The sequence below is a fragment of the Streptococcus caballi DSM 19004 genome (assembly GCF_000379985.1).
Taxonomy (GTDB): domain Bacteria; phylum Bacillota; class Bacilli; order Lactobacillales; family Streptococcaceae; genus Streptococcus; species Streptococcus caballi.
Genome location: NZ_KB904077.1, coordinates 1 through 22,484, shown reverse-complemented (window position 1 = coordinate 22,484; position 22,484 = coordinate 1). Strand labels below are relative to the sequence as shown.

Genomic DNA, 22,484 nt, shown 5'->3' with positions numbered 1-22,484 from the left:
ATTTTGTATCCTTTCTATGATGCTGGTTCGTGTACTTGCTTAAACCAATTATTATAAACTTCGTCTGGCGTGTCTTTTGTCGTACGGTTCTTGACACGTTTGTCAGTTGGTCGTGGTCCAGCTGTCAGGGATAACTCCACTTGGTTGACGTTGCTGCCTTTGGTTTCTGATCCACCTTTTGGACGACTGGCTTTGCAATAGTACAGCACATGACGCGTAGCTGACTTGTCTCCCTCAAACTGGAACATTAGCGCAAACATAGATGTCTGAGCATTTGACACCTCTGACACCGTGCCATCAGATTCCAAAACTTCCCCAAGGATTTTATTGAGAAAGGACTCTGTTAGCTTGGCAAAAGTCGCTGTGCAGTCATAACCAAGGTTTGTTTCACCCCCGAAATATTCAATGTTGTCTGCGTTAAAGCTCATTGTTTCGCCTCGTGGCTCAAGCTCAAGTTTTGCAGCTCCAGGAAGACGTTCTGGGGTACCGTAAGTAATCGACCCATCGTCAGCTTCAGTCAAGTCAGCGAAATGCACATTTTCCAAACCAAATTCAACTTTGTTATTTTTTTTAGTCATATATACCTCCTAAATTAAGTAAACAGCATAAGAAGATTGATAGAGGTCTTGCCCCTCAAGTTCACTTTCTCCTTCGTATTCAAAAAAGAGCTTATTATCTACTAATAAGCTCTCTAGTTTGTTTTCCAGTGCTTCATCTTTTTTTGTGGTGATGAGCTCAACCACTACTGATTCAGTTGTAAAATAAGGCTTATTGTCACCTTGGACAGTGTCCTTACCAAGTTGATAATAGACAGCATAGGGAGGTCTAGGTGCTTCGCCTCGCTTGAATGCTCTGTACCTGACAGGTATATCCAAACCTTCTAGCATTTGACTGAATTCCGATTTTGTCATTGGCCTAATTCTCCTATTCTTTGCTCAAATCTATCAATAGCATGCTCTTCAGCTGGGGCTATGTGCACTTGAGCTTTGGTACGTCCACCATTTTTCAAGACGTGACCACGTTCCAGCAAGTGTGTTAAACGATAATGAGGGGCTCTAGCATAAGCAACCCATGTGCCGTTTTTTAATTGCTTCTTAGCCCAACTTTTAGCATACTTTCCTTTTCTTTTTGGTGACGTGGCGCGCAATTCGGCGACTGTCTCAGTGATGACCTCCTCAGCGATTTCATCGACTTGCTCAGCGATATCATCAGAGTATTCGCTGAGTGCCTTTATGATTTCGTCCGCTAAATCACTAGACATCTGTGCCACCTCCGTTGTCTTTCTCACAAGTCAACTCTATGATATTAGAGCTAACTTCATAAGTTTTGATGACCTTGTAGCGCTCGTCTTCAAATTCTAAGTAATCTTGATTGTCATATTCAAAAGAGTGAACTTCCAGAACCATACTTGGTTTTAAATCTGTCTGAGAGGCAAAGTAAAATTCGGACCTAGTAAGAGATCGCTTGTTACAAGCAATCTCTTCTCTAGTGTCTTCAAAGATAGGCTGTTTTAGCTCGTCCAGCCCGATTTCCTTGCGTCTAATCAAGATAACATCATTTTCCCATGCCATCTTTAGTCCTCCTTAGGATACGAGATTTGTAAGTCATGCAATTCCTGCTTGAGATACTGAGGCATAGTTGGATTATCGCGATTGACATATTTAAAGTAAGCCCAGTCAGCAACAAAAGTGACATGCGTTGAATTTTTTAAATCAATAGCAATCCCCTTGATGTCTTCCAGTTCTTTAACTGCTGAGTCTATCAAATGGTTTAGATAGTCGTCACGTTTATTTGACTTGATACCTTCTTTAAACTTGACCAGTTCTAAGACCTCACTAGTGTCCATATAACCTCGCTTTCTAGGCTAATTTCAGATAATTACTCATCTTCACCATCTGAAACAGCGTCAGAATCGCCATCTGACGACTTAGTTTTCTTAGAATTTCTTGGTTTCTTACTTTTTTTGTCTGCTGCATCAGTTTCATCAGTTGAAGTTTTGTCATCTGGAATTTCTTCAACAATTTCAACCAGCGGCTCATCATGCAAAGAGTTTAATTTTTCAACTTCTTCTTTGTCACAATTAAAGACTTCGCCGTAACTGCGAAAACCTTGTTCTGATTTTGAATGTGCGAAATTTTTTAAAGCTTTTACTTTCATGATAATCCTCCTTAAACATTAGCTTTATCAGCAGCAAATGTGACATCAGTTGGTGCTGGTACGAGTGCGCCATCTTTACCAGAGGCATTAATACCAACAAAACCTTCACCAAAAATGGGGCGGCCATCGTAACGGGCAACACCCTTGAAGACTGTGTTATCTTCGATAAATTGAGCATGCTCAGACTGTGCCATAGTTGCTCCTTCACGCTCTGAAAGTAGGTAAAGTGATCCAAAACCACCAATGATGTGCCCTTCTGGGATGAAGTTGAGCTCAACGACTTCACCACCAATAACAGGTAATTCATTATCAACACCAGAGACCAAAGCAGCTGATGAATTGAATGATAACAGTTTGATTTTAAGTGCTTGGTGAGTGTTGCGAGACATTGCCCAGAAAACATTTCCGTCTGAATAGTCGCTTTCAATCACATTCAGCTTAGTTGCAAGCTCTTGATAGTATTTGACTGCATCTGTGATTCCTGCTGGAACGACTGACAAGTGTGTATCGTGCAGGTCAGTCCAAGCTTTTTCATTTTGACCCCAATAATTAGGTTTTTGAGTTTCTGCAAGACGTGTCACGATACCGACAGGCATCTTAGTGCCTTTACCATAAATAATTGCTTTGTCTAAAGCAAGACCAATGGCTTGAGCAAGTCCATAGAGGATTTCATTGGCAAGGTTGAGATCACTATCTTGCAAGATTGAATTTGGAATAGCTGTAAAGCCGCTAACTTTAAATCCGTCAACTTCAATTTGATTAAATTTAAATTCAACTTCATTGATTTTGCCAATCATTTCAGTCCAGATAGCTTCTGGAATAGTTCCTGCAATGTTTTGGCGCGCTTTACCCTTTACAGGCTTAAGCCAAACTTTAGTAATCAATTTTGAGTACTGATCCATATTGTTGCGCAGTAATTCTAAAAATGCTGTTGGGATAGTTAAGTCTGCGCCAGTCACTGATCGTTGTTCTTTGATTAGGCTGCGTGTTTGATCAAGAAATTCCTTTACGTCACTACGTTCAACCAGCGATGTGAAGGCACTACGAGTAAGTCCGCCAAAATATTTGTTACGAGTCATAAACTGTTTATCTCCTTTTTGTTTGCTGCGAGCTTGATTGTCATCTGGTTCTGGATCTTCCTTAGGCTCTGATTTTGGTTCTTTGGCCTCAAGCTCCTCCAATTCCTTTTCCAGCTCATCAATTTGAGTTTGAATATCATCAACTTGCTTTTGATATTCTTCTTGTTCTTTTGTCAGTTCTTCAATTTCTGCTTCAACAGCAGCAATTTCATCATCTGAGCGAGCTTCTTCAATGGCAACTTCAAGATCTGCATTGCGTTTATCAAAGTTCTTATTGCTTGTCAGACCTTCTTTTTTCTCACGCAAGACATTAATCTTGCGACGTAGCATAAGTTGTTTTAGCATGTTGTAATTTCTCCTTTAATGCTTTTTTTCGTGATTGTAGGGATTGCTCTTTAGCTTTTTCAAAGTCACGTTTTCTGGCTTGAACGCCTGTGTCTTCGTAGGCTGGAAATGTCACCACAGACACCTCATGTAAGTCAACCTTTGAGATGGTCCACTTAGTCGTACCATCTTCACGGAAGTCTGCCGATTCTTCTAAGATGTTGAAGCCAAAAGAACATTGATCAACATCGCCTCGTTGAACACGAGCGTAAAGATTCATGGCATCAACATCTTTATCATTGATGACGATACGACCATATAAGCCTTTATCATCGATAGTCAAGGTCAATGTTCCTGCCTTAGTACGGGCTAACACAAGTTTTGTATCATGATTGATGAGAGCACGAATATCATTTTCCATAGTCTCATCAAAAGCACCAGGCGCGATTTCCTCAAAGGCACCCTCCCACAATTCCGTCTCAGAATTAAAAATCACGAAGTAGCCTTCAATGACTTTCTCTTCTTGTTCGACTTCCTCACGAACTTTTAAGTCAGACTTAAAAGCGCGAGTAGTGAATTCAGTTCTGTCCACTATCTTCTCCTTTCTCTAATTTCTTCTGATTGCCAATCATGTCAGCTGGAATAAAATTCTCAAGAATAACCAGATTATCCAAGCCTTCTTTTGGTGGCAAGTTAATCCAGTTTCTGACTTCATTTCCTTCCATCAGCCCTCTGATATAGAGATTTGAACCAATATCAGATAGAGCTTTTAGGTCATAAGTCAACAAACTACGCCAATTAAACAGCCAATAAAACTGCGGTGCATAGAGTAGCTGCCTTGTCATTTCCTGTTGTAATGTTTCGGCAATTGACTTAATCTTAGTCGTAATAAAATTGTCATACTCATCCTTGTTAAATTTTCCGACTCCTACAAAGAATGGTGGTACACCTAGAACGTTGGCCAAGGTGGTCTTATCAATTTCTACCGTGTCTTTGATAGCAATGTCATTTAGACTAAGAGGCTTGATCTGCTCAACCTGAAAGGCTTCCGCTGGAATAATCCAAGGCTTACCAGCTGATGTGCTTGCCATATACTTATTAAAGACGTTGTCGCGTCCTTCTTGCGTGGCAAGCTCTGCTGTGTTGGCATCCGTCTTGATAATGAGCGATGGCATATATTTGCCACTCATAAATTCATTTTTAGTAGCAGATGCCTGCTTGAGATTTTTCAGAATATCTCTTAGCACAATCCTATACCCTTTTCCCAGCCATGGCTTTTCTGGGCTAGCATTGATAGCAAAGTGCAGCACCTCATCTGGCTTATAAGCCTGCTGATAATCATAGATAATCTGATAATCAAATTCATCACCATCAAAATGGGTCTTTGATGGTGGTAGTGGCTTCAAATCATCAATCAAACCGTCGCTGTTGATGACAGGATAAACAACAGCATTGCCATCACCCTCAAGCAAAAGTGTCCGAACGATGTTATAAATCCATTGCTTGCGACTCATCCATTTGTAAGGATTGATGTCTATCTTGCGTGATAGCTCATTTTTCACCCTCACGTCGCCATTCTCTTGATTTTCCATCAAGTGGATAGGCATAGATGATACCAAGTCAGCAATCTTATGAACTGCTATGTGTACCTCTGGACAATCAGACAGACGAGTGTAGCCGTTTGTTGTCAAAGACGAAAACATATCCTCGTTAACAAATAGCTGCATGCCTTTTGACGGCTCAGATCTAATTTGATTTGCCTTTTTCCGTTTTCGCTTACTCATTAAGCACCTCCATTGAGCCAGCCACTAATAGCGCCAGCATTTTCAATATCTTCAAGCATTTGACAACCTGCAAACACCGAAGCGTCAAATAAGTCAATCCTCAAGTTTTTCTCAACTTTTTCGTACTGGATCATGTCATCAACCTTCTCAATACCACGGACATTTCCGACACAATATTCGTAGGCATCTGAATGACAGTAATAAAGCTGACCGTTGAGTGCCTTGGTTTCAATTCGCCTGAATCCCTCTGACTTTTTCCAGAAATATTGCGGAGCGTCCACAATACTAAACTTGGCCTTTTTCATGCCAGAGAAAAATTCACGTCCGAATTTCTTATCAAAACCAACTTTTTTGATTTTGAAACCTTTATCTCTCATCATGACAAACCAGTTGATAATGTCATCATAGGAAACAGTAGGCGTGTTTGACATCGTCAACCATCCGTCCTGCTCCCAACCAAAAAGCGGTATACCGTCATCATTTGCCTTTTGATGAGCGGCTGTTTTCGGAAAGAAAGCGTGAGTGATAACAATATCAACATCGTCATAATTTCCATAAAGAGCAGCAGCGGTCAAATCATGCAATTTTGACAAGTCTGCACCGCCATACCACTTAATCGGTAACTTGGCCAACTCCTCCAGTGACCAGTCATAGTTGTAATCGGAATTGATAAAGTCCTGAACGTTAAAGTAAGCTGTCATTGAGTTTGTGAAGACATTGAGTGTCTTGTTAAAAAACTCATTTCTAGTCTGCGGATCAGCTAAAGCAACTTCTGCATCATGTACCAGTTCCTTGAGTTCAACCGTTACACCTAGAGAGGGATTGGCTTGCTTGATGTATTCTGGGTTTGTAAAGTCAACAATCTTACCATCTTTATCCGTATCTGCATCACAGATAAAAAGAAAGTAGCTGTCATCTTCAACAGTCCCATCAAGAACCTTGTCACAGTACTTCAAACGCTGAGCAAGAAAGCCGTTTGGCTTGTCACCAGCTGTGGTGATGGCCATAAGCAGTTTGTTACGATAAGCACGCATGGCATTCTTCATCAAAGTATACTTCTTAGATGATTTCATACCGTGAATTTCATCAAGGATAATAATGTTCCCGTTGAATGAGTCAAGATTATCTTCTTCTGCAGCAAGTGCATTGATTGTGAAAGAGCCATTTGAAAATTCCTTGCGAATGACATGCTCATTGTTGTTGTCTTTGATTTTGATCGACTTATCTTTCCAGTATTTGACTGTGTGAGTCATAAAATCAAAGCTTTCTCTGGTCTGTTTCAGAGAGTTAGCAAGTATATAAGCATTAGAACCGCTCTGATTATCTAAAATGGATGTGGCCAGAGCGATGGCAGATGCAAAAGGCGTCTTACCATTTTTACGAGGTAACATAAAAAGCGCCTCAGTAAAGCGCCTAATTGTTGTTCCTTTGTTGAAAAAACCAAAAAGATTGACGATACAAAATTTTTGCCACGGTTGCAAAATGAAAGGAGCGTTTGTCAGAGGCAGACCTTCAAGCGATTCACCTTTTCGATGGACTACAAGACCTTCAATAAACTTAACAACAAAGTCAAACTGCTCATTCTTAAAGTCAAAGCGGTCACTCTCAAGGTCTTTAAGAAATCTTTGACATGCTTTCTTACGACGCTTTCCTGCTTTAATTTTTCCATTTACAACGCTTATAGCATAATCAACTGCGATTTTGAAATTTGGTGATTTATTTTTAACTTTCAAATAATATTGGCAATCATTCCTTCAAGTCCTCCAGCATCTTTTGGTTTAGGAGGTTCAATTCCAACAGATTTTGGATTGAGCCCAAGCCTATCAGAATACGTGATGATATCTTTTCTGAGATTTTCCATGGTCTGTACAAGTGGTGTCTTACGATCCACAATTGTTCCGCGTCCTGTTTCGTGCTCTTCGGTAATCTGAGAACCATTTGCCAAGAATTCATCACGAGCATTCTTGTAGTCGTAGAGCAACCCAGAATAGATTTCTATGATGTCATCATAGTGCTTTGAATATGTTCCCATATCTTTCATGGATTTCACAATTCTTGTTTTGATGGTGCTCTGACCTTTTGGTCTTGCCAATTTTTCACCTCCTTTCAAAATTCATGTTAAAAAATGTACTTAAAATTCTCACGGGGACTCAGAGGGGGAAAGACTTCCCCTTCCCGGTCCCCAAGCCGTTCAAAAATTTTTCGCGAGGGTGGGGGGTTCAAAATTTTTTTGAAAAATTTTTATAAAATTCATCAAAATCTTTTTTTCTTTTTCTCTGCCACCATAGCCCTTGACCTATTACTTTATTGTTAATGCGGTCATGGAAGGTGCCGTGTACTCTGTTAGCTAGACTGATTACATTCCAAGAAACGAACTCAAGTTCTGGATACTCAGAGACCGGGTAGATATGATGGACCATCTCAGCTGGTACTCTCTTGCCATACCTCAAAGACTCTTGACACAAGTACTTATCACGCTTCATCATACGACCCCTGAACTTATCCCAACGACTAGTCTTTAGACTTTTGCGAACTGGCTTAAAAGTCATATGTCTCAAAGTTGAAATACCTTGTATGCCCAACATCTTCGAAGTCGTATTGAGTCAATCTATATGACTCATGCTTTTGACTAGTGTCTTTGCAGTGAATAACGAATTGTCCCTCGGCAATCACCATGTACTTCGTCATGTCTGTCTCCTTTCTGGCAACAGAAAAAGGACAGTCGTTTCCGAATGTCCTCTTACTTGTTAAAATGTTATGCTACCATATTAGCACCTTTTTCGTGAGAAAAACAGTACCTTTTTTTCTCAACTTTCAAAAATCACTTGACAAAATTTCTTGTGAGGTTTATCAACTAAAAACTATACCAATTTCACCTCTGAATTATCTTCTTTGTATATTGTGTCACTTTCGCTTTTTTCTCAAGTGCCTTGTAAACAAAAGGTTTTTCAGCATTCATATTTTTCAATCTGACATTACTGCAATATGTCACATTGTTATGTTCCTAGACGGAAGTTTGCCAAGGCTCGGTCCTGTTGGTCTTGGTTGATACCGATGTATCTTTTGGTAATTGCTGCGCTAGCGTGGTTAAATAATTCCATCAGCATGGCAATGTCTTTGTACTTCTGGTAATAGTGATACCCAAAAGTTTTCCGCATGGTATGTGTCCCGACGTTTTCAACTCCACAATCTTCAGCGGCTATCTTGATAATGCTGTAAGCTGCCTGTCTAGTCAATGGCTTGTTCTTACCTTTGCGACTTTGGAATAGATAATCACCGACTCGCTTGCCTTTGATGTGCTTGTCCATTTCCCTTTTCAGAAACGCATTCATCTTGACCTTGCGACGTTTCTTTGTTTTTCTTTCAATCAGCAAGATATACCATCCACGTATATTAGACACCTTTAAATTAAGAATGTCTGATATGCGCAAGCCTGTGTTAATACCTGTCAAAAATATCAAATAGTTGCGATAGTCCCAATCTTTCAAATAATCACACATAATGTCAATATCTTCCTTATTGCGAATTGGTTCGACATAGTTCATGGCTCTCTCTCCTTTCTCAGAAATTAAATAAAAAAAGTCAGTGCATTCTGCAACTGACCTGTAAATTTGTCTGGCGAGTTCTGGTTTTTCTTTAAAGGTGTTCCTCTGAAAACGAAAGGCTCTTGCTAGTATCTATCCTTCTTCTCGTTTCGACGATAACATAATACCAATATTTTCGTGAGAAAAACAGTACCTTTTTTTATCACTTTACAACTCACCTTTCAAAATTGCATACTGCTCAAGGATAATTCTGCGACGTCGATATATAGTTGCGTTGCTCAAAAACAACTTCTCTGCAATTTCTTCCCATCGTAGTTGTGGATACTGCCAGCGTAGATAAAAAATTTCCTTGTCTTCGTCGATTAGGTTAGCAAGTAGTTTATCCACGATCTCCTTGAAGCCTTCCAGAAACTTTAATGTCGGATCATCTGCGAGCTTGACCGCGATGGTTTCTGTAGGTTTGCTGATTCCGATTGAAGGACCGCCTTGGCTATCTGGAGTTCTTGTTGTCAGCTCCAGTCTTCGTAAATCTATGGTTCGCTGGATACCTCGGAACTTGAACAGTTCCTCGTCTAGCGTTTTGAGTTCTCTGTCGCTCAGTTTCTTCAATTGTCACCTCCAAGTTAATGATCTCGGAAATAAGCCGAGAAGTTCTTTTAGTTCATTCATTAGTTCAGTGTTCATTGATTTCTCCTAACATTTGCTCATTTCCTAACCCTTTCAAGTATTCAGGAATCTCATCCCCAACATTAATAGCTTCATACTGCTCCTTCGTAACTAAGAACTTACCATAAGCCTCAGCTGTGACTGTGTAGTGGCCACTGATAACTTGCTTGTTAGTAATCTTGCCAACCATCGCAGCGCCAGCATTGTCAACATTGTAAATAACAACAGGCTTACGTGCCTCAAGCTTATCTACCTGCCTGGTCATTTCCATGGCATAGTCTTTTGCCTGCACAACTATAATCAGCAAGACGATAGCAGCAAGAATCGGCATTTTGTTAGCGTAGTGGATAAACAACTCATATCCAAGATAGAAAACCAGAAGAGCTGCTACCATTGTTACAACTAGAATCACATCGTAACTACTCATTGTTGATCACCGTTATAGGAATGGCGCTTTTTGGCATGTATTCCACTTCATACTTGTACTTGCTGACCTTTGTGCCATCTGTCACATCCTCAACAACGTACATGTTATTTTTTGTCATATTGACCAAGTGTTTTTTATATCTGTCAATAAACCATTGTTCAACTTTTTCTTCTAGTGTTTTAGTCATTTGATAATACCTTTCCTGTTATTGTTTTTAAATTTTTTGTAAGCTTATCAGCCACTTTTTCATCAATAATAAACTCTTCAACTAACTCATTAATCTCAGAAATAGCAAACTGTATCGCATCTCGATAGCCTTTCTTGTAATCTAGACTTTTAGTCATTTTCTTTCCTCTCTATTAAGTAATAACAATCCTTAGCACCGTAATCAATTCTGATTTCCTTGCTTCGGATTTTCATAGTTGCAACTACCTTTGGTCTAGTTAGACTAGAAGTTTCAAGGATGTGCTCAACAATTGCTTGAGCAGCTAACTCCTTTGTTGCAAATCGGCCAATATGAACTTCCTTGTAGCCATAGAGCATCAACTTAGCTTCGTAGGTCATCATAGCCTCCTAAAATTTCATGAAGGCCATCCAATGGGTTGTCCCTCTCTGTTGCCCGAATAGTGGTTGATGTGGCACTAATTCTAAAATCTCTTTGACATTTACTTGGGCATCGGACCACTTAAAAATTAGTGTTCCACCCGTTTTCAGCACCCGAAAACATTCTTCAAAACCTTGTTGTAGGTCTATCCTCCAAGTTAGTATATCAAGCTGACCGTATTGGGCTCTCATGAATGATTTTTGACCAGCCCATAGTAAGTGCGGTGGGTCAAACACAACTAAGTTAAAGGTTTCGTCCTCGAAAGGCATATCTCGAAAATCAGCAACCACATCTGGTTTAACGTTTATTTTCTTTCCATGAATTTCAAATTTTGTTTCTCGTTTGTCCATGTAAGTTGTGTGAGGTTCTTGCTTATCGAACCAAAACATCCTACTGCCACAGCATGCGTCTAAAATCCTTATATCTGACATCACTACCTCCACTATCCATAGCCTTTGGGTGTACGCAACTATTCCCAGTCACACCCCTCCAAATAATCAAATATCGTCATCTGCTCCACTTCCTCAGAAAAGACTGGTCTGAAACGTACTCAGCATTTCAGCCTTTGCCTTCCTGTAAAAGTCTTTCTTAATCTCAAAGCCATAAGCTTTGCGATTCATCTCAATAGCAGCTCTAAGCGTACTACCGCTTCCTGCTACGGGGTCAATAACAACATCACCCTCATCCGTAAAGATTTCAATCAACCGTTTCAGCACAGGAATCGGCTTCTGAGTCGGGTGGATAACTGGATATGAGCTATCCTTCTCCCACGGTGCATGATTAAGTATCATTGCCCCGTTGTTATTAAACTTAGGTAACTTATCACGATACAACACTGTAGCTTCCTCGACCGCACCAACAATCTTCATATTCGCTTTTAGCACTTGCGGACTAGATTTTTTAGTAAAGTAGAGCGGATAGGCATTGTTAAAACCATGCTTTTTACCACATTCGATTACCATATCCCTTTGTTGCCACGCATGGAAAACAATCATAGCTGGTGCTTGTCCCTTTTCTTTCGGCTCCTTGCGCAAAAGCCTGCTGCAAAAATCAAAGAAATTATTAATTTTAAAATCGTTGTCCGTGTCAAAGAATGATTTACCTGCTAACTTACTCTCCCCGTTGCTGTTATCACCATCTTTATACCAACGTGGATCGCTAGCATAAGCATTATTACCGAGATTGTAAGGAATGTCAGCTATAATCAACTGAGCCCGTGGAATTTGATAACGCTTCGCATTTTCAAAGTGGTCATTATACAACTCACAAACAACCTTGTCACTTGTCATCATCTCCCCCTCACCCACTCGATCGCGGCCTGAAACTTCTCGTACTGACTATAGCACCACGCATCATAGTCATTTACAGGACCATCATCAGAAATAGCCCTATAATACGAATCACGCTGCTCAATCAGCAAAGCTATCACATCTTCTTTATCCATCAAAATACAACCTTTCCGCCACATTCTGCCCAGTTCTGCCACTCAACCAACTTAATAATCAGACTATCAAGCGGCAAATCAAGCAACATCTGCCTAACCCTGCTATCAATCTTCCAGTAACACTCTTCAAAACCAGTTATCAACTGCTCTTTTTCTTCCACCACAATCACCTCTTACTCATGCTGTTATCAGGCCAAATCAAAATCTGCTTATTCTGCGTTGACCCCTTGAAAATCCTATCAACCAAAGCCGCATCATAAATCTGCAAAAGTTGTTGACGACTAAAATTCGTATTGATAACCGTTGTCTGCCGCTGATCTAAAATATTAAACAACACACCCTGCACCCAATCACTTGCAGGCTTAATTTGAGTACTCATACAGGATTCTTTACCCAAATCATCAAGAAAAAGATAATTAACCCGTGTCAGTAAATCAATCGCATACTCCTCAGTAAAACCACCGCCACCATTGAAAGAGCTCTTGATTTTAGAAAATAGCCGAGCTGTAGGCATGAAAAGAATGGACTTCGGCTTTCCAGCTTTTTTAAAAGAATCATTCAAAGCATCCGCCATCGCAACAGACAAATGAGACTTACCAACACCAGGAACGCCCATAAGCACTGTATTTCCATAATTTCCCTCGTAGTAAGAACGACAAATCCGCTTAGCAAAGTTCAAAGCCTTCACATCAAACTCAGTGTCAGTATCATAAGAATTAAAATTAGCCTTCTTCAAATCCTCTGAAATGATACTTTCCTTCCTAAAGACACTAAATGTTTGTGCAAGCTTAGCATTAACCAAGCTCTGCTGTAATAGATCATCTTCTTTCTTCCTGATAGCCTCTTTCTGACATTCAGGACAAAACTCCTGAACCACAGGCCCCTCAACAGATGGACGACTAATTCGCCACAAATGAATATCATGAATCTCGCAAATCTCATCACTAAGCTGTTTCCCCATAAATTCGCTATATTTGCGAGCAATACTATCAACCTTTTCCATCAGTTCCAGCCCTCCATCCCAGCAAACTTAGCAGCATTAGGATCAACAGGTTGGTTAGTCATCTGACGTCGGTCTTCCTGCTGTTGCTGTTCCACCGTTAAAATGCCTTTCGCTTTCCAATTTTCCAAAATGCTAAACGTATAAGACGGGTTATCAATGCCTTGGTCGGTTGTCTTTATGACAGCCAGCTTGACCAAATCGAGATCCATATGGTCAAGTCCAACATATTCAAGCAGCTGCGTGATATGTCTGTCTCTTACTTTCAATCCCTCGCTTTTCAAAAAGCTACCAAAATCCTGCTTATCAGTAGTAGTAGTATTTATTGATATATTAGTATTGATATTATTAGTATTGATTCCCTTAACTTTTTTAAGGTCTTGACCTAAAGTTTCTTTAGTTCCGTGCTTAACTTTCTTTAGCTCCTGACCTAAAGTTTCTTTAGTTCCAAACAAATACAAGCGATTAGGCTTGTTAATACCTTGCCTAACTTCCTTTAAAAGCCCAAAGTCAGCTAGTTCTTTCTTGGCTTTGATGATAGAGGGTTCAGAACAACTCAGCTCTTGCATGAATTGTTCATTGGTAAAATACATATAGATTTTACCGTCTTCATCATGCCACTTATTTTTGACAGATAACCCCCGCCTATCAAATAGCAACATATACATCATCTTGGCTTTATCCCCCAACCGACTGTAGGGCTCATTTAATAGCCATTGCGGAAACTGGTAAAAGGAATTACGCTTGACTTCATCTATGCGCATTTTTCTTACCTCCTCTTAAACATCCTCTCCTCCACATAAAACCAAACAACCCTAAAGACATCAGCAAGATTGTCAAAATCTCCAGACTTGATAAAGTTTTTAACAGACTTCCTCACCTGCCACACCATCTCAGAGCGATAATCAGGTCTTGTTGAGACAGGATACTTAGTCCATTCTGTCATATCCGCACTGTCCACTGAGCTGAACAACTCGCCCATACCTTTCAAGATACGCTGGGATTTCTTCTTCGTTGATGTCATGTGTCACCTCGCTTTCCTTGGTATTTCTGCCCAAATAGGCAAGTAAGCCTATAACTGCTATAAATACGATTGCTGTAATTGGGTTTTCCATTTTCAACCTCCCACTACCGTTCTTTGCCAATTCTTGTGATACCATTCAATGACGGCATCACGAGGATATTTTTCACGAGCATTCTTGATACGTGGAAAATCATCAAATTTATTAAAGCGTGCATCAAATGTTCCAGTATCTTTAGTCCCTAAGAGCATTAAAGCGCATTGAGACTTGTTGAGTTCCATCGGAAATTGTCTCTTTTCATCTGTCACAACGTGCATGACCTTTAATGCTCTATCCATTAAACCAGCCTCAAACTGGTCAAGCATTTGAATCATTAAATCATTCATGATATAATCCTCTTGTATTATTTATTACAGAGCCTGATTGCCGTCAGGCTTTTTTGTGTTACATTTCATAAGCATTTAACTCCATGATTTTCATATTGGTATTTGTGCTTGGCTCCCATGTCATCCAGTAAGACAGTGCTGCTTCAGCAAATTTCTTTGGCAACATGTCATAACGGTTGATATTAAAATGGTCCTTGAAATCAACTTCGGCTTGACGGAAAACAGATTGTGAAAAACTCTTATCCGCATAAGCTGGACTATCAATACCACCTAGACAAGCCACCACACTGGCTTTTCTCTTTTTCAGCAAAGCCTGAGCAAAACTTGGATGAATTGGCTGTTCGTTTTTGAGATAATCAACATCCTGAGCTAACTCCAATTGTTTAGCTTTTAGCTGCTTTTGACCCGTAAAGAGGGCGATAAAAGCCTCATCTGACAGATTTTCAGGCACATAAGCTCCCTGCTGACGAATCTGTGGCAAGACCTCTGACGTGACCCAGCGCTTAAACTCCTTAGCCTGTGGCAATTTACTGGACAAGATTAGTGAGTAAAGACCAGATTCGTTGATTAGGATTGTTTCTTGAGTACGACCTAAATTGTCTGTGACGCCCTGTTTTAGGGCGTCATCCTCATCAACATGAAGTGCAATCGCATTTCGTGATTTTGAGTAGCCTAAAATGTCTGCCACATCCTTTCCAACGAACCAAGGCTCATTGTTAATGGTTACAGTACGGACTTCCTGCCCGTGAAAATTAAAGATTTCGTTCATAAAATTCCTTTCTAATTTGATATAATATAAATAAAAATGCGAGGTAACTTTGAATGAAAAAAGTGCATATTGAGTTTTTAGATACTTCTCAAACAGTAGAAATAATCATCCCAGAATGGTGCCCACATTGTGGCAGAAACACTTCGCCGGCACTTGTGTCAAAAACTAAAAGCGAAGACAGTTATTTTAAGAATTTTGCCAAATTCGCTATCACATACAGATGTTCCTACTCAGATTGCAAAAAATATTTTTCAATTGAATATTCTAGAAATCCAGATACTAACAATGTCAAAATTGTAGAGTACTCCTATCGCCCACCTATCAAGGTAAAGCTTCCTGAGAACATTGAAAAAGTTTCTCCAATGTTCGTAGACATTTACGCTCAAGCAACCATTGCCGAATCTGAAAAATTAGATCAAATTGCAGGGGTTGGTTATCGTAAATCCGCTGAGTTTCTTATCAAAGACTACGCAATTCGGAAATCTTCTGACAAAGAAGAGGAAATCAAGAAGATGCCACTCGGACAAGTTATAAGCACTTATCTTATAGACTTTCCGAAAGTCCAAACATTAGCTAAGGCAGTTGCATGGATTGGCAACGACGAAACTCACTACATTCGAAAGCACGATGATAAAGATATTCAAGATTTGAAAAACTTCATTCTTGCAACTGCGCAATTCATCGCAGCCGACTATGATGTCGAATCAGCACTAGAGTTCACTTCTTCTAATTGACGCTCGATATTTTCGACTTTTTCAAGAATAATACCGACAGTTCTCACTAATTCGTTGAGAACTGTTTTTTCTAGTTCGTTCATAAAATTCCTTTCTGTGATATAATTAAGTAAAAAGTTAAAGGGAGAGTACAATGATTAAATGGATAGAAATATTCAACACCCTCACAGCTCCAATTGGTTTTTTTCTGACAATTTTTACTCTCCAAGCAGCCTTTGCAACTCGTAAAAAATTAGAAGAGGTACAAGAAGTCAGCTTACTTCAACAAGAAAGTGACTATTATCGTGGCAAAATGGAGGCTATCAGAATGCTTATTGAGAATATTGATACCAAAGACCGACAGACACCGATACCTGAAAATATTTTTATCGAACTTCATAAGTTGATGTCTCAATTTAAGAGCAACTTTCCTTCTTTATCCCAAAATAACAAGTTGATTTCTGAACCTCTTAACAAATTTAACGAGTTGAGAGATGAAAGAGAAATTAAATACGTTGACTTTGTAGAGGTCTTCTATGACCTCGAAAGTATCTTTTTAAATCGAAAGGACTTAAAATAATGACAAACTTAATTGATGAACTTTGCGAACTGACTGTCAAACATCAACTTAATTGGACGACTATAGATAACCTGATTATTCATGGGCAGCCATATTCTGAAAGATTTCAGCATATTCTGACCAACAAATCTTTTTTCACATCTTACAAAGATCAGACAATTATCGTACTCTACGGTGAGGTACGTGATTTTATAAACCAACGCACAGTTGCAAATTTTTTCCTCCAGACCTATACAAATGGTCATGTTGAAAAACTAGAGTTCCCAGAAGTTGACATTGTCAAACTCCACACACTTATCACACTATCTCTTTAAATCCTCCAACGAAAAATCGATCACTCTATTTAAAAATCTTTGTTCCTTTAAATGTTTACGGATAATGACTAAATCCGTCACCATGACAATGATATTTAAAATTAGAATAACAACCGCCACAAGTCCTCGAAGGCTAAAAATTTCGTTCATATATTTCCTTTCTATTCTTCAAGAGTTGTCCAACTCTCGTCAACATGTGGAACACTTGATTCATTGTCAATCTTAATCTCTAGAGATTGGATTGGCAGTGTTTTTTTCTTTTCACTCATCTTTTTACTCCTTTGTCAAATCAGCTACACTTGAAGTGTAGTTTTGTTTTAAAAAAATAATGTCATCAAAAGGTACTGACACAATTTGACTAAAGAGAACAGCTTTGTCAATTCTCATCGCAACATTATAAGATTCATAATCACTATATGTATTTCTTGAAACTCCCAGTTTTTTAGCAATAGTTTCTTGCGTTAGATTGGCATTTGCTCTCGCAGATTTCAAAGTCATTTTCTGCAATAAATTCACCTCTTTCTAAAATATTTGACGTCATGACTAGCCGAGGAATCGAACCAAGGAAAAGACCAACCTAGCCACTTGCTCCTTATGCTATAATAAAATGTACCACCATTTCTACAGAAAGGAGCAAGGATATGGATAAAAAACAAGCCATTAAAGAACCAAAAATGAAGAATAGTCAAACAAGCCAGACGGCTCAGACAACTGATAAGGTTCGTTTCCCTCAACCTTCTAAAAATAAATGATTTTGATTTTCTTATCAAAATTAAGATAAACGTCACTTTGAATATCATTTTCATCTAAATAAGTCATTAGTTCTGCTTCTGTTCTAGGCCTTTCATCGTTATAGCCAACAAACGAAGCAAGAATTAGTGACTTTTCTTCATAGTTACCGTTTATAGCCTTAATAACACCACTTGCGATAATATTACCAGAGAAATCAATGACAAATCGATTCGGTTTATCTTCCTTAAACATCATGTCCCACAAGTGCATATCAACTTGCTGTGCTAAGCCATGCTTTCCCCTTAGCCAATTGCTAAAGTTATAGGCCATATCAAGAAAACAATGAGCTGAAATAGTGAAAATGATAGCAGAAATAATTGCTCCTACAATAGACCAAAGCATGCTGTCACAAAAGTGTCTAAAAACAAGATAAATGAGATAATCAAAAGATGACATCAAGCCAATCAGAAATTTTCGATCTGACTCTCCACCAATATCCCTATCTCGAATTCTAACAAACAGCCAATAATTCAAATACCCAAAACCACCAACAGCAACAATAGATTGAATAACTTCTTCCATCACTTCACCACCAACCAAATAACTAATCCGAAAAGCCCAATAACTAAGAGAGCTGGTAACAGACCACCTTCAAACCTAACGGTAGTTTTCACTTTGCCATCTTTACTGATTTTAGTACATTCCAAGTCTCCAAATAAAACTTTTTTCCAGTTCATCTTCTTCCCTCTTTTCTTGCAGAGATAGAGCCAATGTGCTAAACTATACCTATCCCCTCAAAGGGGAGGAGGCTTTCGCCTCCCTACTCAATCAAGTCACCACTTGATTAAGTATTTGAGTTTAAGCCTGAAGCCTAGGAAACTGATTTCGAATGCTAGTTCCTTGTGCTTCGGCTTTTTTCCGTGTCTGCTCATCAGCCCTACCTCCTTTCTTCGGTCATTTCCTTGACCTTGACTATATTATACTACACTTGAAGTGTAGTTGCAAGCTTTTTTTTGCAAAAACTCAAAAAAACTTTACTTCTTTACACTTGAAGTGTATAATTATTGTAGAAAAGAGGTGATTAGATGACTACTCTTGCCGAAAACATTAAGCATTATAGAAAGCTGAATAAGCTTACTCAAAAACTTTTAGCGGAAAAATTAAATATTGCACCTACAGCTGTTTCAGCATGGGAACTTGGAAGAAATAAACCTTTAATGGATAATGTTGAACACATGTCTAAATTATTTAATATTCCAAAATCAAAACTATTGGGTGATGATTTTTTAGAACTTACAAAAAATAATGAAGATGGAACTACCCTAATCAACTTTGACCCTCGCCAAGCCATCCTGCTATCAAACTATAATCAGTTAAACGACCAGCGTAAAAATAGCCTACTAGAAACCTCTGAGCAGCTTTTGACCGAGCAGCGTGAAAAAGCTACAAACATATCAGAAAAGCGTGCTGAGTACAACACTAGAAAACGTATCAGCCTATCTGTACCCGGTAAAGTATCAGCTGGTACGGGGTATTGGCAAGAAGATGACTATGACACTATGGTCAGTTTTTACGCAGATGATATTCCAGACGAGAGCGAGTATGACACCATTGCTATTGTTGTCGGTCATTCAATGGAACCCAAAATCAAAAACGGGGATTTTCTCTTTATCAAATTGAAAGACCAGGTTGACATAAACAAAATTGGTATTTTTCAAGTCAATGGTGAAAACTATGTCAAAAAATTAAAAGACAACCACCTCGAATCCCTCAATAAAGACTTTGACAACATCCAGTTATCAGAAGAAGATAATATCCGTACCATCGGTGAAGTCGTGGATATTTACAGAGAGGGATAAAGATATTGATGAAGAGTATTTGAGTTGAAGGGGAGATAAATGGTCAGGCAAAAGAAACTATCCCATCTAGAGCTAATCAATCATCTAGAACACAAAGGAGTTACTTTTACAAAATGTTCCAAAGGGCAAGCCATCAACTTTATTGACAAAAATAACTATTACTATAAGGTAGCTGCCTTTCGAAAAAATTTCAAGAAAAAAGATGACAAGTACCAACATTTAGAATTTGAATATCTAAAGGATTTAGCATCCCTAGACTTTCAAATTAGGAATCTACTGTTAAATATTTCAATTAACACAGAGCACTTCATCAAGGCAGAGTTATGCCGACAGATAGATAATAACCCTAATGAGGATGGTTATAGTATCGTCAAAGAATTTAAAGACCTAGATCATGGCAAATATTACGACATCACTTGGTTTAAGTTCAAGGCCTCACGCTATCAAAACGATATGTACCTTAAACGAAGAGCTAACGTTCCCTATTGGGTATTGATAGAGCACATGGATTACGGATGTCTTATGAAATTTTTAGGAATATACTATGAAAAATATAAGCCAAAATCACTGAAAAAAGCCTATGAACTTGGTGATAACGCAAGATATATTAGAAATGCATGTGCTCATAATAGTGTATTTATCCTAAATGTCTTTAAAAACGATAATAAATTAAAAAATACAAGTGCTGCAGTAACAACATTGGCAGCCAAAACCGACTTACTAAAATATAAAAACTATAAGAAAGTTAATGATTTGTTATCATTGTTTGCATTAGCCAAAGCCTACTGCTCATCAGCTGTTTTTCGGCACCAAAAAGATGACCTGAGCAATTTTCTTCAAAGATGCAGACGACACGAACAAGATTACCAAAAAAATATAACTCTGGTAAAAATGTTCGTTATTTTTCAAAAAATCATTGCAATCTGGTAGTGTTTTATGTTATGATAATTGTACGTGTAAGACTGATTCAGTTCAGCGCCCTATGCTTCATGCGTGCGTGAAGAAGGGAATCCAACATTTACAAAAGGCCGGTTGAATAATTCAGCCGGTTTTTATTACTTTAAAGGGATTTGCACAATATGACTATTGAAGAACTAGTTGGCTCATGAGGAATTGACGGTCATTGATAAATATTATAATTAGTGGAATAAACCGATAAACGATGTGCAAAAGCTGAACCACATTAAAAGCTGAAAAGGAGACTCTCATGCGAGAAAATGAAAAGAAAGTTTTAGCGATTATCGCTCTAGTTTTAGGAATTGTTGCCCTTTTAGGTTCCTGGATACCATTGTTAAACAATGTATCTTTTATTATTGCAGTACCAGCCCTAATTTTAGCCATTATTGCACTTGTCATCAACAGAAAAAGACACAAAACATTGTCGATTGTAAGTTTGGTAATGTCCATTTTAGCAATGGCTATCGTTCTCTTTACCCAATCTATGTATAGCAACGCATTAGATAACGCAAGCAAAGCAATAGATAAAACTAGTAAGTCTTTTGAAAGTTCTGTAGCCTCATCACAAAATGAGGTCGACAAAAAATTCAAGTGGACAAAAGCAGATTTTGATGCCTTGTCTGTCGGAGATACCGTATCAGGGGTTGGTGGAGCCAACTATAACGACGTAGTATCAAAATTTGGTGAACCAACATCATCATCTGAATCAACATCTGGAGATTATACCTCAAAATATGTTGATTATGACACAATGGGTGGTTCTGAATATAAAAGTGTCTCACTTCAGTTTGTGAAACAAGCTGACAATACATGGTTACTATCATATAAATCATCTAGTGGACTAGAATAAACATAAAAAACCCTACGCTCGACAGTTTGGCGACAGAGAGCGTAAGGTAAATCATGTATAGTAAAAACCTGCTTTTCAGTAGGCCTCTTTACTATACCCATTTTATCAGAAAATGAGGTAAAAAACAACATGGCATCTTTTAGAAAACGTGGAGACGCATGGGAATACAGGATAATTTATCAAGACATCAATGGCAAACGTCGTGAGAAATCAAAAGGAGGATTTAGAACCAAAGCCCTTGCAAAAGCATCAGCCCAACAAGCTGAGCTGGAATTAAGTACAGTTTCAAGCGAACTTCTAGATATTACTGTACTTGATTATAATAAACGGTGGGCAGAAATATACAAAAAACCACACGTCACTACCAAAACATGGAAAACATATACTAAAAACTTCAAACACATCAAACACTTTTTTGGTGAGAAGAAACTCAAAAATATCAATCACACCTTCTATCAACAAATTTTAAATGAATTTGGAGAGACAGTCGCACAATCAACGCTTGAAAAATTCCACTATCAAATCAAAGGAGCCTGTAAAATGGCTATCCGAGATGGTATCATTAGAGACAACTTCGCTGAAGGCGCCATTGTCAAAGCACAGAAGTCTGGTAAAGCAGAGGCTGAAAAATTTATGGAGGAAGATGACTATCTAAACTACCTAAACTTTGCGAAAGCAAGAATCAGGCATGCCTCTTACCTGACCACCTACATTATTGGAGTGACTGGTCTGCGTTTCGCTGAAGCTCAAGGGCTTACCTGGAACGACATCGATTTTGAAAATGGCTATATCGATATCAATAAGACATTTGACTACTCGATTTCTCAGAACTTCGGACCAACTAAAAACGAACAATCCATTCGACAAGTTCCTATTGATCAAAACAGTCTAAAAATACTCAAAAACTATAAAGAGAATTACTATCAAGAAAACAAGCTAGGTCGTATCTGCTTCGGTACGTCAAATAACGCCTCAAATAAGGCCATTAAGAGAGCAACTGGGGAAAATTACACCAATCACTCTTTAAGACACACATACGCCTCCTATTTGATATATAAAGGGGTTGATTTAATATCTGTCTCTAAGCTTCTTGGACACGAAAATTTAAACATTACTCTCAAAACATATGCCCATCAAATTGAAAAACTAAAACAAAAAAATGACCAAAAGGTCAAACAGATTTTTAACAAAATTTAAAATCAGTGGGCAAATGGTGGGCAAACACCATCAAAACCTTGATATATCAATGGAATAAAAGGAGAGGAGGGGATT

Annotated in this window: 37 protein-coding genes and 1 pseudogene; 7 read left to right on the top strand and 31 right to left on the bottom strand. The window is 38.6% G+C overall.

Annotated elements, in window-relative coordinates; genetic code table 11:
- Positions 1-14 precede the first annotated feature (14 nt).
- From A3GS_RS0105595 to A3GS_RS0105455, 26 genes and pseudogenes are all read right to left on the bottom strand, one after another.
- Positions 15-578, bottom strand: a complete 564-nt coding sequence (locus tag A3GS_RS0105595; protein ID WP_018364442.1) for a major tail protein — start codon at positions 576-578, stop codon at positions 15-17.
- A gap of 9 nt (positions 579-587) precedes the next feature.
- A complete protein-coding gene (locus A3GS_RS0105590; protein ID WP_018364441.1) occupies positions 588-911 on the bottom strand; it encodes a hypothetical protein in 324 nt (107 codons plus the stop codon).
- Positions 908-1,261 carry an HK97 gp10 family phage protein gene (locus A3GS_RS0105585; RefSeq protein WP_018364440.1) on the bottom strand — a complete coding sequence of 118 codons (354 nt, stop codon included), beginning with the start codon at positions 1,259-1,261 and terminating at the stop codon, positions 908-910. Before A3GS_RS0105585 ends, A3GS_RS0105590 begins: the two co-directional genes overlap by 4 nt.
- Entirely contained in the window at positions 1,254-1,571 is a 318-nt protein-coding gene (locus tag A3GS_RS0105580; protein WP_018364439.1) for a phage head closure protein, read from the bottom strand. The genes A3GS_RS0105585 and A3GS_RS0105580 overlap by 8 nt, the downstream gene beginning before the upstream one ends.
- 2 nt (positions 1,572-1,573) lie before the next feature.
- Positions 1,574-1,846 carry a hypothetical protein gene (locus A3GS_RS0105575; protein ID WP_018364438.1) on the bottom strand — a complete coding sequence of 91 codons (273 nt, stop codon included), beginning with the start codon at positions 1,844-1,846 and terminating at the stop codon, positions 1,574-1,576.
- Between the two features lie 32 nt (positions 1,847-1,878).
- Positions 1,879-2,157 carry a hypothetical protein gene (locus A3GS_RS0105570; RefSeq protein WP_018364437.1) on the bottom strand — a complete coding sequence of 93 codons (279 nt, stop codon included), beginning with the start codon at positions 2,155-2,157 and terminating at the stop codon, positions 1,879-1,881.
- Positions 2,158-2,168: 11 nt separating this feature from the next.
- A complete protein-coding gene (locus A3GS_RS0105565) occupies positions 2,169-3,581 on the bottom strand; it encodes a phage major capsid protein (protein WP_018364436.1) in 1,413 nt (470 codons plus the stop codon).
- On the bottom strand, positions 3,547-4,152 hold the full coding sequence (locus tag A3GS_RS0105560) for an HK97 family phage prohead protease (RefSeq protein WP_018364435.1): 606 nt from the start codon (positions 4,150-4,152) through the stop codon (positions 3,547-3,549). The genes A3GS_RS0105565 and A3GS_RS0105560 overlap by 35 nt, the downstream gene beginning before the upstream one ends.
- Positions 4,139-5,344 (bottom strand): phage portal protein, encoded by a 1,206-nt coding sequence (locus A3GS_RS0105555; protein WP_018364434.1) that lies wholly within the window; start codon positions 5,342-5,344, stop codon positions 4,139-4,141. Before A3GS_RS0105555 ends, A3GS_RS0105560 begins: the two co-directional genes overlap by 14 nt.
- Positions 5,344-7,077, bottom strand: a complete 1,734-nt coding sequence (locus tag A3GS_RS0105550; RefSeq protein WP_018364433.1) for a terminase large subunit — start codon at positions 7,075-7,077, stop codon at positions 5,344-5,346. Before A3GS_RS0105550 ends, A3GS_RS0105555 begins: the two co-directional genes overlap by 1 nt.
- The gene (locus A3GS_RS11555) at positions 7,074-7,436 is read right to left on the bottom strand and encodes a P27 family phage terminase small subunit (RefSeq protein ID WP_018364432.1); all 363 of its coding nucleotides are present in this window, start codon (positions 7,434-7,436) and stop codon (positions 7,074-7,076) included. Before A3GS_RS11555 ends, A3GS_RS0105550 begins: the two co-directional genes overlap by 4 nt.
- A gap of 127 nt (positions 7,437-7,563) precedes the next feature.
- A complete protein-coding gene (locus tag A3GS_RS0105540) occupies positions 7,564-7,893 on the bottom strand; it encodes an HNH endonuclease (protein ID WP_018364431.1) in 330 nt (109 codons plus the stop codon).
- 447 nt (positions 7,894-8,340) lie between these two features.
- Positions 8,341-8,889, bottom strand: coding sequence for a site-specific integrase (locus tag A3GS_RS0105525; protein ID WP_018364428.1), 549 nt, complete (start codon positions 8,887-8,889; stop codon positions 8,341-8,343).
- 207 nt (positions 8,890-9,096) lie between these two features.
- A complete protein-coding gene (locus A3GS_RS0105520) occupies positions 9,097-9,498 on the bottom strand; it encodes a transcriptional activator (RefSeq protein WP_018364427.1) in 402 nt (133 codons plus the stop codon).
- Positions 9,499-9,562: 64 nt separating this feature from the next.
- On the bottom strand, positions 9,563-9,886 hold the full coding sequence (locus A3GS_RS0105515) for a DUF1372 family protein (protein WP_040807486.1): 324 nt from the start codon (positions 9,884-9,886) through the stop codon (positions 9,563-9,565).
- An 88-nt stretch (positions 9,887-9,974) separates the two neighbouring features.
- Positions 9,975-10,127, bottom strand: a pseudogene (locus tag A3GS_RS0105510) (beta-sandwich lipoprotein); the annotation flags it as partial.
- A gap of 34 nt (positions 10,128-10,161) precedes the next feature.
- Complete coding sequence (locus tag A3GS_RS12900) at positions 10,162-10,326, bottom strand: hypothetical protein (RefSeq protein WP_018364424.1); 165 nt, start codon at positions 10,324-10,326, stop codon at positions 10,162-10,164.
- Entirely contained in the window at positions 10,319-10,549 is a 231-nt protein-coding gene (locus A3GS_RS0105500; RefSeq protein WP_240430892.1) for a hypothetical protein, read from the bottom strand. Before A3GS_RS0105500 ends, A3GS_RS12900 begins: the two co-directional genes overlap by 8 nt.
- A gap of 6 nt (positions 10,550-10,555) precedes the next feature.
- Positions 10,556-11,017: a class I SAM-dependent methyltransferase gene (locus A3GS_RS0105495; protein WP_018364422.1), complete on the bottom strand. Its 462-nt coding sequence runs from the start codon at positions 11,015-11,017 to the stop codon at positions 10,556-10,558.
- A gap of 93 nt (positions 11,018-11,110) precedes the next feature.
- Positions 11,111-11,875: a DNA-methyltransferase gene (locus tag A3GS_RS0105490; RefSeq protein WP_018364421.1), complete on the bottom strand. Its 765-nt coding sequence runs from the start codon at positions 11,873-11,875 to the stop codon at positions 11,111-11,113.
- A gap of 154 nt (positions 11,876-12,029) precedes the next feature.
- Positions 12,030-12,194 (bottom strand): hypothetical protein, encoded by a 165-nt coding sequence (locus tag A3GS_RS12700; RefSeq protein ID WP_018364419.1) that lies wholly within the window; start codon positions 12,192-12,194, stop codon positions 12,030-12,032.
- A 2-nt stretch (positions 12,195-12,196) separates the two neighbouring features.
- A complete protein-coding gene (locus A3GS_RS0105475) occupies positions 12,197-13,033 on the bottom strand; it encodes an ATP-binding protein (protein ID WP_018364418.1) in 837 nt (278 codons plus the stop codon).
- Positions 13,033-13,794, bottom strand: coding sequence for a replication initiator protein A (locus A3GS_RS0105470; RefSeq protein ID WP_018364417.1), 762 nt, complete (start codon positions 13,792-13,794; stop codon positions 13,033-13,035). The genes A3GS_RS0105475 and A3GS_RS0105470 overlap by 1 nt, the downstream gene beginning before the upstream one ends.
- A 5-nt stretch (positions 13,795-13,799) precedes the next feature.
- Positions 13,800-14,054: a hypothetical protein gene (locus tag A3GS_RS0105465; protein ID WP_018364416.1), complete on the bottom strand. Its 255-nt coding sequence runs from the start codon at positions 14,052-14,054 to the stop codon at positions 13,800-13,802.
- 93 nt (positions 14,055-14,147) lie between these two features.
- Positions 14,148-14,438: a hypothetical protein gene (locus tag A3GS_RS0105460; protein ID WP_018364415.1), complete on the bottom strand. Its 291-nt coding sequence runs from the start codon at positions 14,436-14,438 to the stop codon at positions 14,148-14,150.
- Positions 14,439-14,496: 58 nt separating this feature from the next.
- A complete protein-coding gene (locus A3GS_RS0105455; RefSeq protein WP_018364414.1) occupies positions 14,497-15,207 on the bottom strand; it encodes an ORF6C domain-containing protein in 711 nt (236 codons plus the stop codon).
- Between the two features lie 53 nt (positions 15,208-15,260).
- Here A3GS_RS0105455 and A3GS_RS0105450 point away from each other — a divergent pair, with 53 nt between their 5' ends.
- Positions 15,261-15,941 (top strand): DUF4145 domain-containing protein, encoded by a 681-nt coding sequence (locus A3GS_RS0105450; RefSeq protein WP_018364413.1) that lies wholly within the window; start codon positions 15,261-15,263, stop codon positions 15,939-15,941.
- Here A3GS_RS0105450 and A3GS_RS13170 read toward each other — a convergent pair.
- Positions 15,899-16,024, bottom strand: a complete 126-nt coding sequence (locus tag A3GS_RS13170) for a hypothetical protein (protein WP_255264765.1) — start codon at positions 16,022-16,024, stop codon at positions 15,899-15,901. The genes A3GS_RS0105450 and A3GS_RS13170 overlap by 43 nt on opposite strands.
- Before the next feature lie 50 nt (positions 16,025-16,074).
- Here A3GS_RS13170 and A3GS_RS0105445 point away from each other — a divergent pair, with 50 nt between their 5' ends.
- On the top strand, positions 16,075-16,500 hold the full coding sequence (locus A3GS_RS0105445; RefSeq protein ID WP_018364412.1) for a hypothetical protein: 426 nt from the start codon (positions 16,075-16,077) through the stop codon (positions 16,498-16,500).
- Positions 16,500-16,814 (top strand): hypothetical protein, encoded by a 315-nt coding sequence (locus A3GS_RS0105440; RefSeq protein WP_018364411.1) that lies wholly within the window; start codon positions 16,500-16,502, stop codon positions 16,812-16,814. The genes A3GS_RS0105445 and A3GS_RS0105440 overlap by 1 nt, the downstream gene beginning before the upstream one ends.
- On the opposite strand, the gene A3GS_RS12895 is transcribed toward A3GS_RS0105440, so the two are convergent.
- The 4 genes from A3GS_RS12895 to A3GS_RS12890 form a co-directional block, all read right to left on the bottom strand.
- On the bottom strand, positions 16,803-16,964 hold the full coding sequence (locus tag A3GS_RS12895) for a hypothetical protein (protein ID WP_018364410.1): 162 nt from the start codon (positions 16,962-16,964) through the stop codon (positions 16,803-16,805). The two genes, A3GS_RS0105440 and A3GS_RS12895, sit on opposite strands and share 12 nt — an antisense overlap.
- A 123-nt stretch (positions 16,965-17,087) precedes the next feature.
- Positions 17,088-17,312: a helix-turn-helix transcriptional regulator gene (locus A3GS_RS0105425; protein WP_240430893.1), complete on the bottom strand. Its 225-nt coding sequence runs from the start codon at positions 17,310-17,312 to the stop codon at positions 17,088-17,090.
- A 240-nt stretch (positions 17,313-17,552) separates the two neighbouring features.
- Positions 17,553-18,128: a hypothetical protein gene (locus tag A3GS_RS0105415; RefSeq protein ID WP_018364406.1), complete on the bottom strand. Its 576-nt coding sequence runs from the start codon at positions 18,126-18,128 to the stop codon at positions 17,553-17,555.
- On the bottom strand, positions 18,128-18,283 hold the full coding sequence (locus A3GS_RS12890; protein WP_018364405.1) for a hypothetical protein: 156 nt from the start codon (positions 18,281-18,283) through the stop codon (positions 18,128-18,130). The genes A3GS_RS0105415 and A3GS_RS12890 overlap by 1 nt, the downstream gene beginning before the upstream one ends.
- Positions 18,284-18,631: 348 nt before the next feature.
- Here A3GS_RS12890 and A3GS_RS0105400 point away from each other — a divergent pair, with 348 nt between their 5' ends.
- From A3GS_RS0105400 to A3GS_RS0105385, 4 genes are all read left to right on the top strand, one after another.
- Positions 18,632-19,405: a S24 family peptidase gene (locus A3GS_RS0105400; RefSeq protein WP_018364403.1), complete on the top strand. Its 774-nt coding sequence runs from the start codon at positions 18,632-18,634 to the stop codon at positions 19,403-19,405.
- Positions 19,406-19,444: 39 nt separating this feature from the next.
- Complete coding sequence (locus A3GS_RS0105395) at positions 19,445-20,335, top strand: Abi family protein (protein ID WP_018364402.1); 891 nt, start codon at positions 19,445-19,447, stop codon at positions 20,333-20,335.
- Positions 20,336-20,612: 277 nt separating this feature from the next.
- A complete protein-coding gene (locus A3GS_RS0105390; protein ID WP_018364401.1) occupies positions 20,613-21,212 on the top strand; it encodes a DUF4190 domain-containing protein in 600 nt (199 codons plus the stop codon).
- Between the two features lie 129 nt (positions 21,213-21,341).
- Positions 21,342-22,409 (top strand): site-specific integrase, encoded by a 1,068-nt coding sequence (locus tag A3GS_RS0105385; protein ID WP_018364400.1) that lies wholly within the window; start codon positions 21,342-21,344, stop codon positions 22,407-22,409.
- Positions 22,410-22,484: the final 75 nt, after the last annotated feature.

Excerpts from the sequence above, each read along its gene's own strand:
- A3GS_RS0105595 (WP_018364442.1), bottom strand. The coding sequence starts at position 578 with ATGACTAAAAAAAATAACAAAGTTGAATTTGGTTTGGAAAATGTGCAT.
- A3GS_RS0105590 (WP_018364441.1), bottom strand. The coding sequence starts at position 911 with ATGACAAAATCGGAATTCAGTCAAATGCTAGAAGGTTTGGATATACCT.
- A3GS_RS0105585 (WP_018364440.1), bottom strand. The coding sequence starts at position 1,261 with ATGTCTAGTGATTTAGCGGACGAAATCATAAAGGCACTCAGCGAATAC.
- A3GS_RS0105580 (WP_018364439.1), bottom strand. The coding sequence starts at position 1,571 with ATGGCATGGGAAAATGATGTTATCTTGATTAGACGCAAGGAAATCGGG.
- A3GS_RS0105575 (WP_018364438.1), bottom strand. The coding sequence starts at position 1,846 with ATGGACACTAGTGAGGTCTTAGAACTGGTCAAGTTTAAAGAAGGTATC.
- A3GS_RS0105570 (WP_018364437.1), bottom strand. The coding sequence starts at position 2,157 with ATGAAAGTAAAAGCTTTAAAAAATTTCGCACATTCAAAATCAGAACAA.
- A3GS_RS0105565 (WP_018364436.1), bottom strand. The coding sequence starts at position 3,581 with ATGCTAAAACAACTTATGCTACGTCGCAAGATTAATGTCTTGCGTGAG.
- A3GS_RS0105555 (WP_018364434.1), bottom strand. The coding sequence starts at position 5,344 with ATGAGTAAGCGAAAACGGAAAAAGGCAAATCAAATTAGATCTGAGCCG.
- A3GS_RS0105540 (WP_018364431.1), bottom strand. The coding sequence starts at position 7,893 with ATGACTTTTAAGCCAGTTCGCAAAAGTCTAAAGACTAGTCGTTGGGAT.
- A3GS_RS0105525 (WP_018364428.1), bottom strand. The coding sequence starts at position 8,889 with ATGAACTATGTCGAACCAATTCGCAATAAGGAAGATATTGACATTATG.
- A3GS_RS0105515 (WP_040807486.1), bottom strand. The coding sequence starts at position 9,886 with ATGCCGATTCTTGCTGCTATCGTCTTGCTGATTATAGTTGTGCAGGCA.
- A3GS_RS12900 (WP_018364424.1), bottom strand. The coding sequence starts at position 10,326 with ATGACTAAAAGTCTAGATTACAAGAAAGGCTATCGAGATGCGATACAG.
- A3GS_RS0105500 (WP_240430892.1), bottom strand. The coding sequence starts at position 10,549 with ATGATGACCTACGAAGCTAAGTTGATGCTCTATGGCTACAAGGAAGTT.
- A3GS_RS0105495 (WP_018364422.1), bottom strand. The coding sequence starts at position 11,017 with ATGTCAGATATAAGGATTTTAGACGCATGCTGTGGCAGTAGGATGTTT.
- A3GS_RS0105490 (WP_018364421.1), bottom strand. The coding sequence starts at position 11,875 with ATGACAAGTGACAAGGTTGTTTGTGAGTTGTATAATGACCACTTTGAA.
- A3GS_RS0105475 (WP_018364418.1), bottom strand. The coding sequence starts at position 13,033 with ATGGAAAAGGTTGATAGTATTGCTCGCAAATATAGCGAATTTATGGGG.
- A3GS_RS0105470 (WP_018364417.1), bottom strand. The coding sequence starts at position 13,794 with ATGCGCATAGATGAAGTCAAGCGTAATTCCTTTTACCAGTTTCCGCAA.
- A3GS_RS0105465 (WP_018364416.1), bottom strand. The coding sequence starts at position 14,054 with ATGACATCAACGAAGAAGAAATCCCAGCGTATCTTGAAAGGTATGGGC.
- A3GS_RS0105460 (WP_018364415.1), bottom strand. The coding sequence starts at position 14,438 with ATGAATGATTTAATGATTCAAATGCTTGACCAGTTTGAGGCTGGTTTA.
- A3GS_RS0105455 (WP_018364414.1), bottom strand. The coding sequence starts at position 15,207 with ATGAACGAAATCTTTAATTTTCACGGGCAGGAAGTCCGTACTGTAACC.
- A3GS_RS0105450 (WP_018364413.1), top strand. The coding sequence starts at position 15,261 with ATGAAAAAAGTGCATATTGAGTTTTTAGATACTTCTCAAACAGTAGAA.
- A3GS_RS13170 (WP_255264765.1), bottom strand. The coding sequence starts at position 16,024 with ATGAACGAACTAGAAAAAACAGTTCTCAACGAATTAGTGAGAACTGTC.
- A3GS_RS0105445 (WP_018364412.1), top strand. The coding sequence starts at position 16,075 with ATGATTAAATGGATAGAAATATTCAACACCCTCACAGCTCCAATTGGT.
- A3GS_RS0105440 (WP_018364411.1), top strand. The coding sequence starts at position 16,500 with ATGACAAACTTAATTGATGAACTTTGCGAACTGACTGTCAAACATCAA.
- A3GS_RS12895 (WP_018364410.1), bottom strand. The coding sequence starts at position 16,964 with ATGAACGAAATTTTTAGCCTTCGAGGACTTGTGGCGGTTGTTATTCTA.
- A3GS_RS0105425 (WP_240430893.1), bottom strand. The coding sequence starts at position 17,312 with ATGACTTTGAAATCTGCGAGAGCAAATGCCAATCTAACGCAAGAAACT.
- A3GS_RS0105415 (WP_018364406.1), bottom strand. The coding sequence starts at position 18,128 with ATGGAAGAAGTTATTCAATCTATTGTTGCTGTTGGTGGTTTTGGGTAT.
- A3GS_RS12890 (WP_018364405.1), bottom strand. The coding sequence starts at position 18,283 with ATGAACTGGAAAAAAGTTTTATTTGGAGACTTGGAATGTACTAAAATC.
- A3GS_RS0105400 (WP_018364403.1), top strand. The coding sequence starts at position 18,632 with ATGACTACTCTTGCCGAAAACATTAAGCATTATAGAAAGCTGAATAAG.
- A3GS_RS0105395 (WP_018364402.1), top strand. The coding sequence starts at position 19,445 with ATGGTCAGGCAAAAGAAACTATCCCATCTAGAGCTAATCAATCATCTA.
- A3GS_RS0105390 (WP_018364401.1), top strand. The coding sequence starts at position 20,613 with ATGCGAGAAAATGAAAAGAAAGTTTTAGCGATTATCGCTCTAGTTTTA.
- A3GS_RS0105385 (WP_018364400.1), top strand. The coding sequence starts at position 21,342 with ATGGCATCTTTTAGAAAACGTGGAGACGCATGGGAATACAGGATAATT.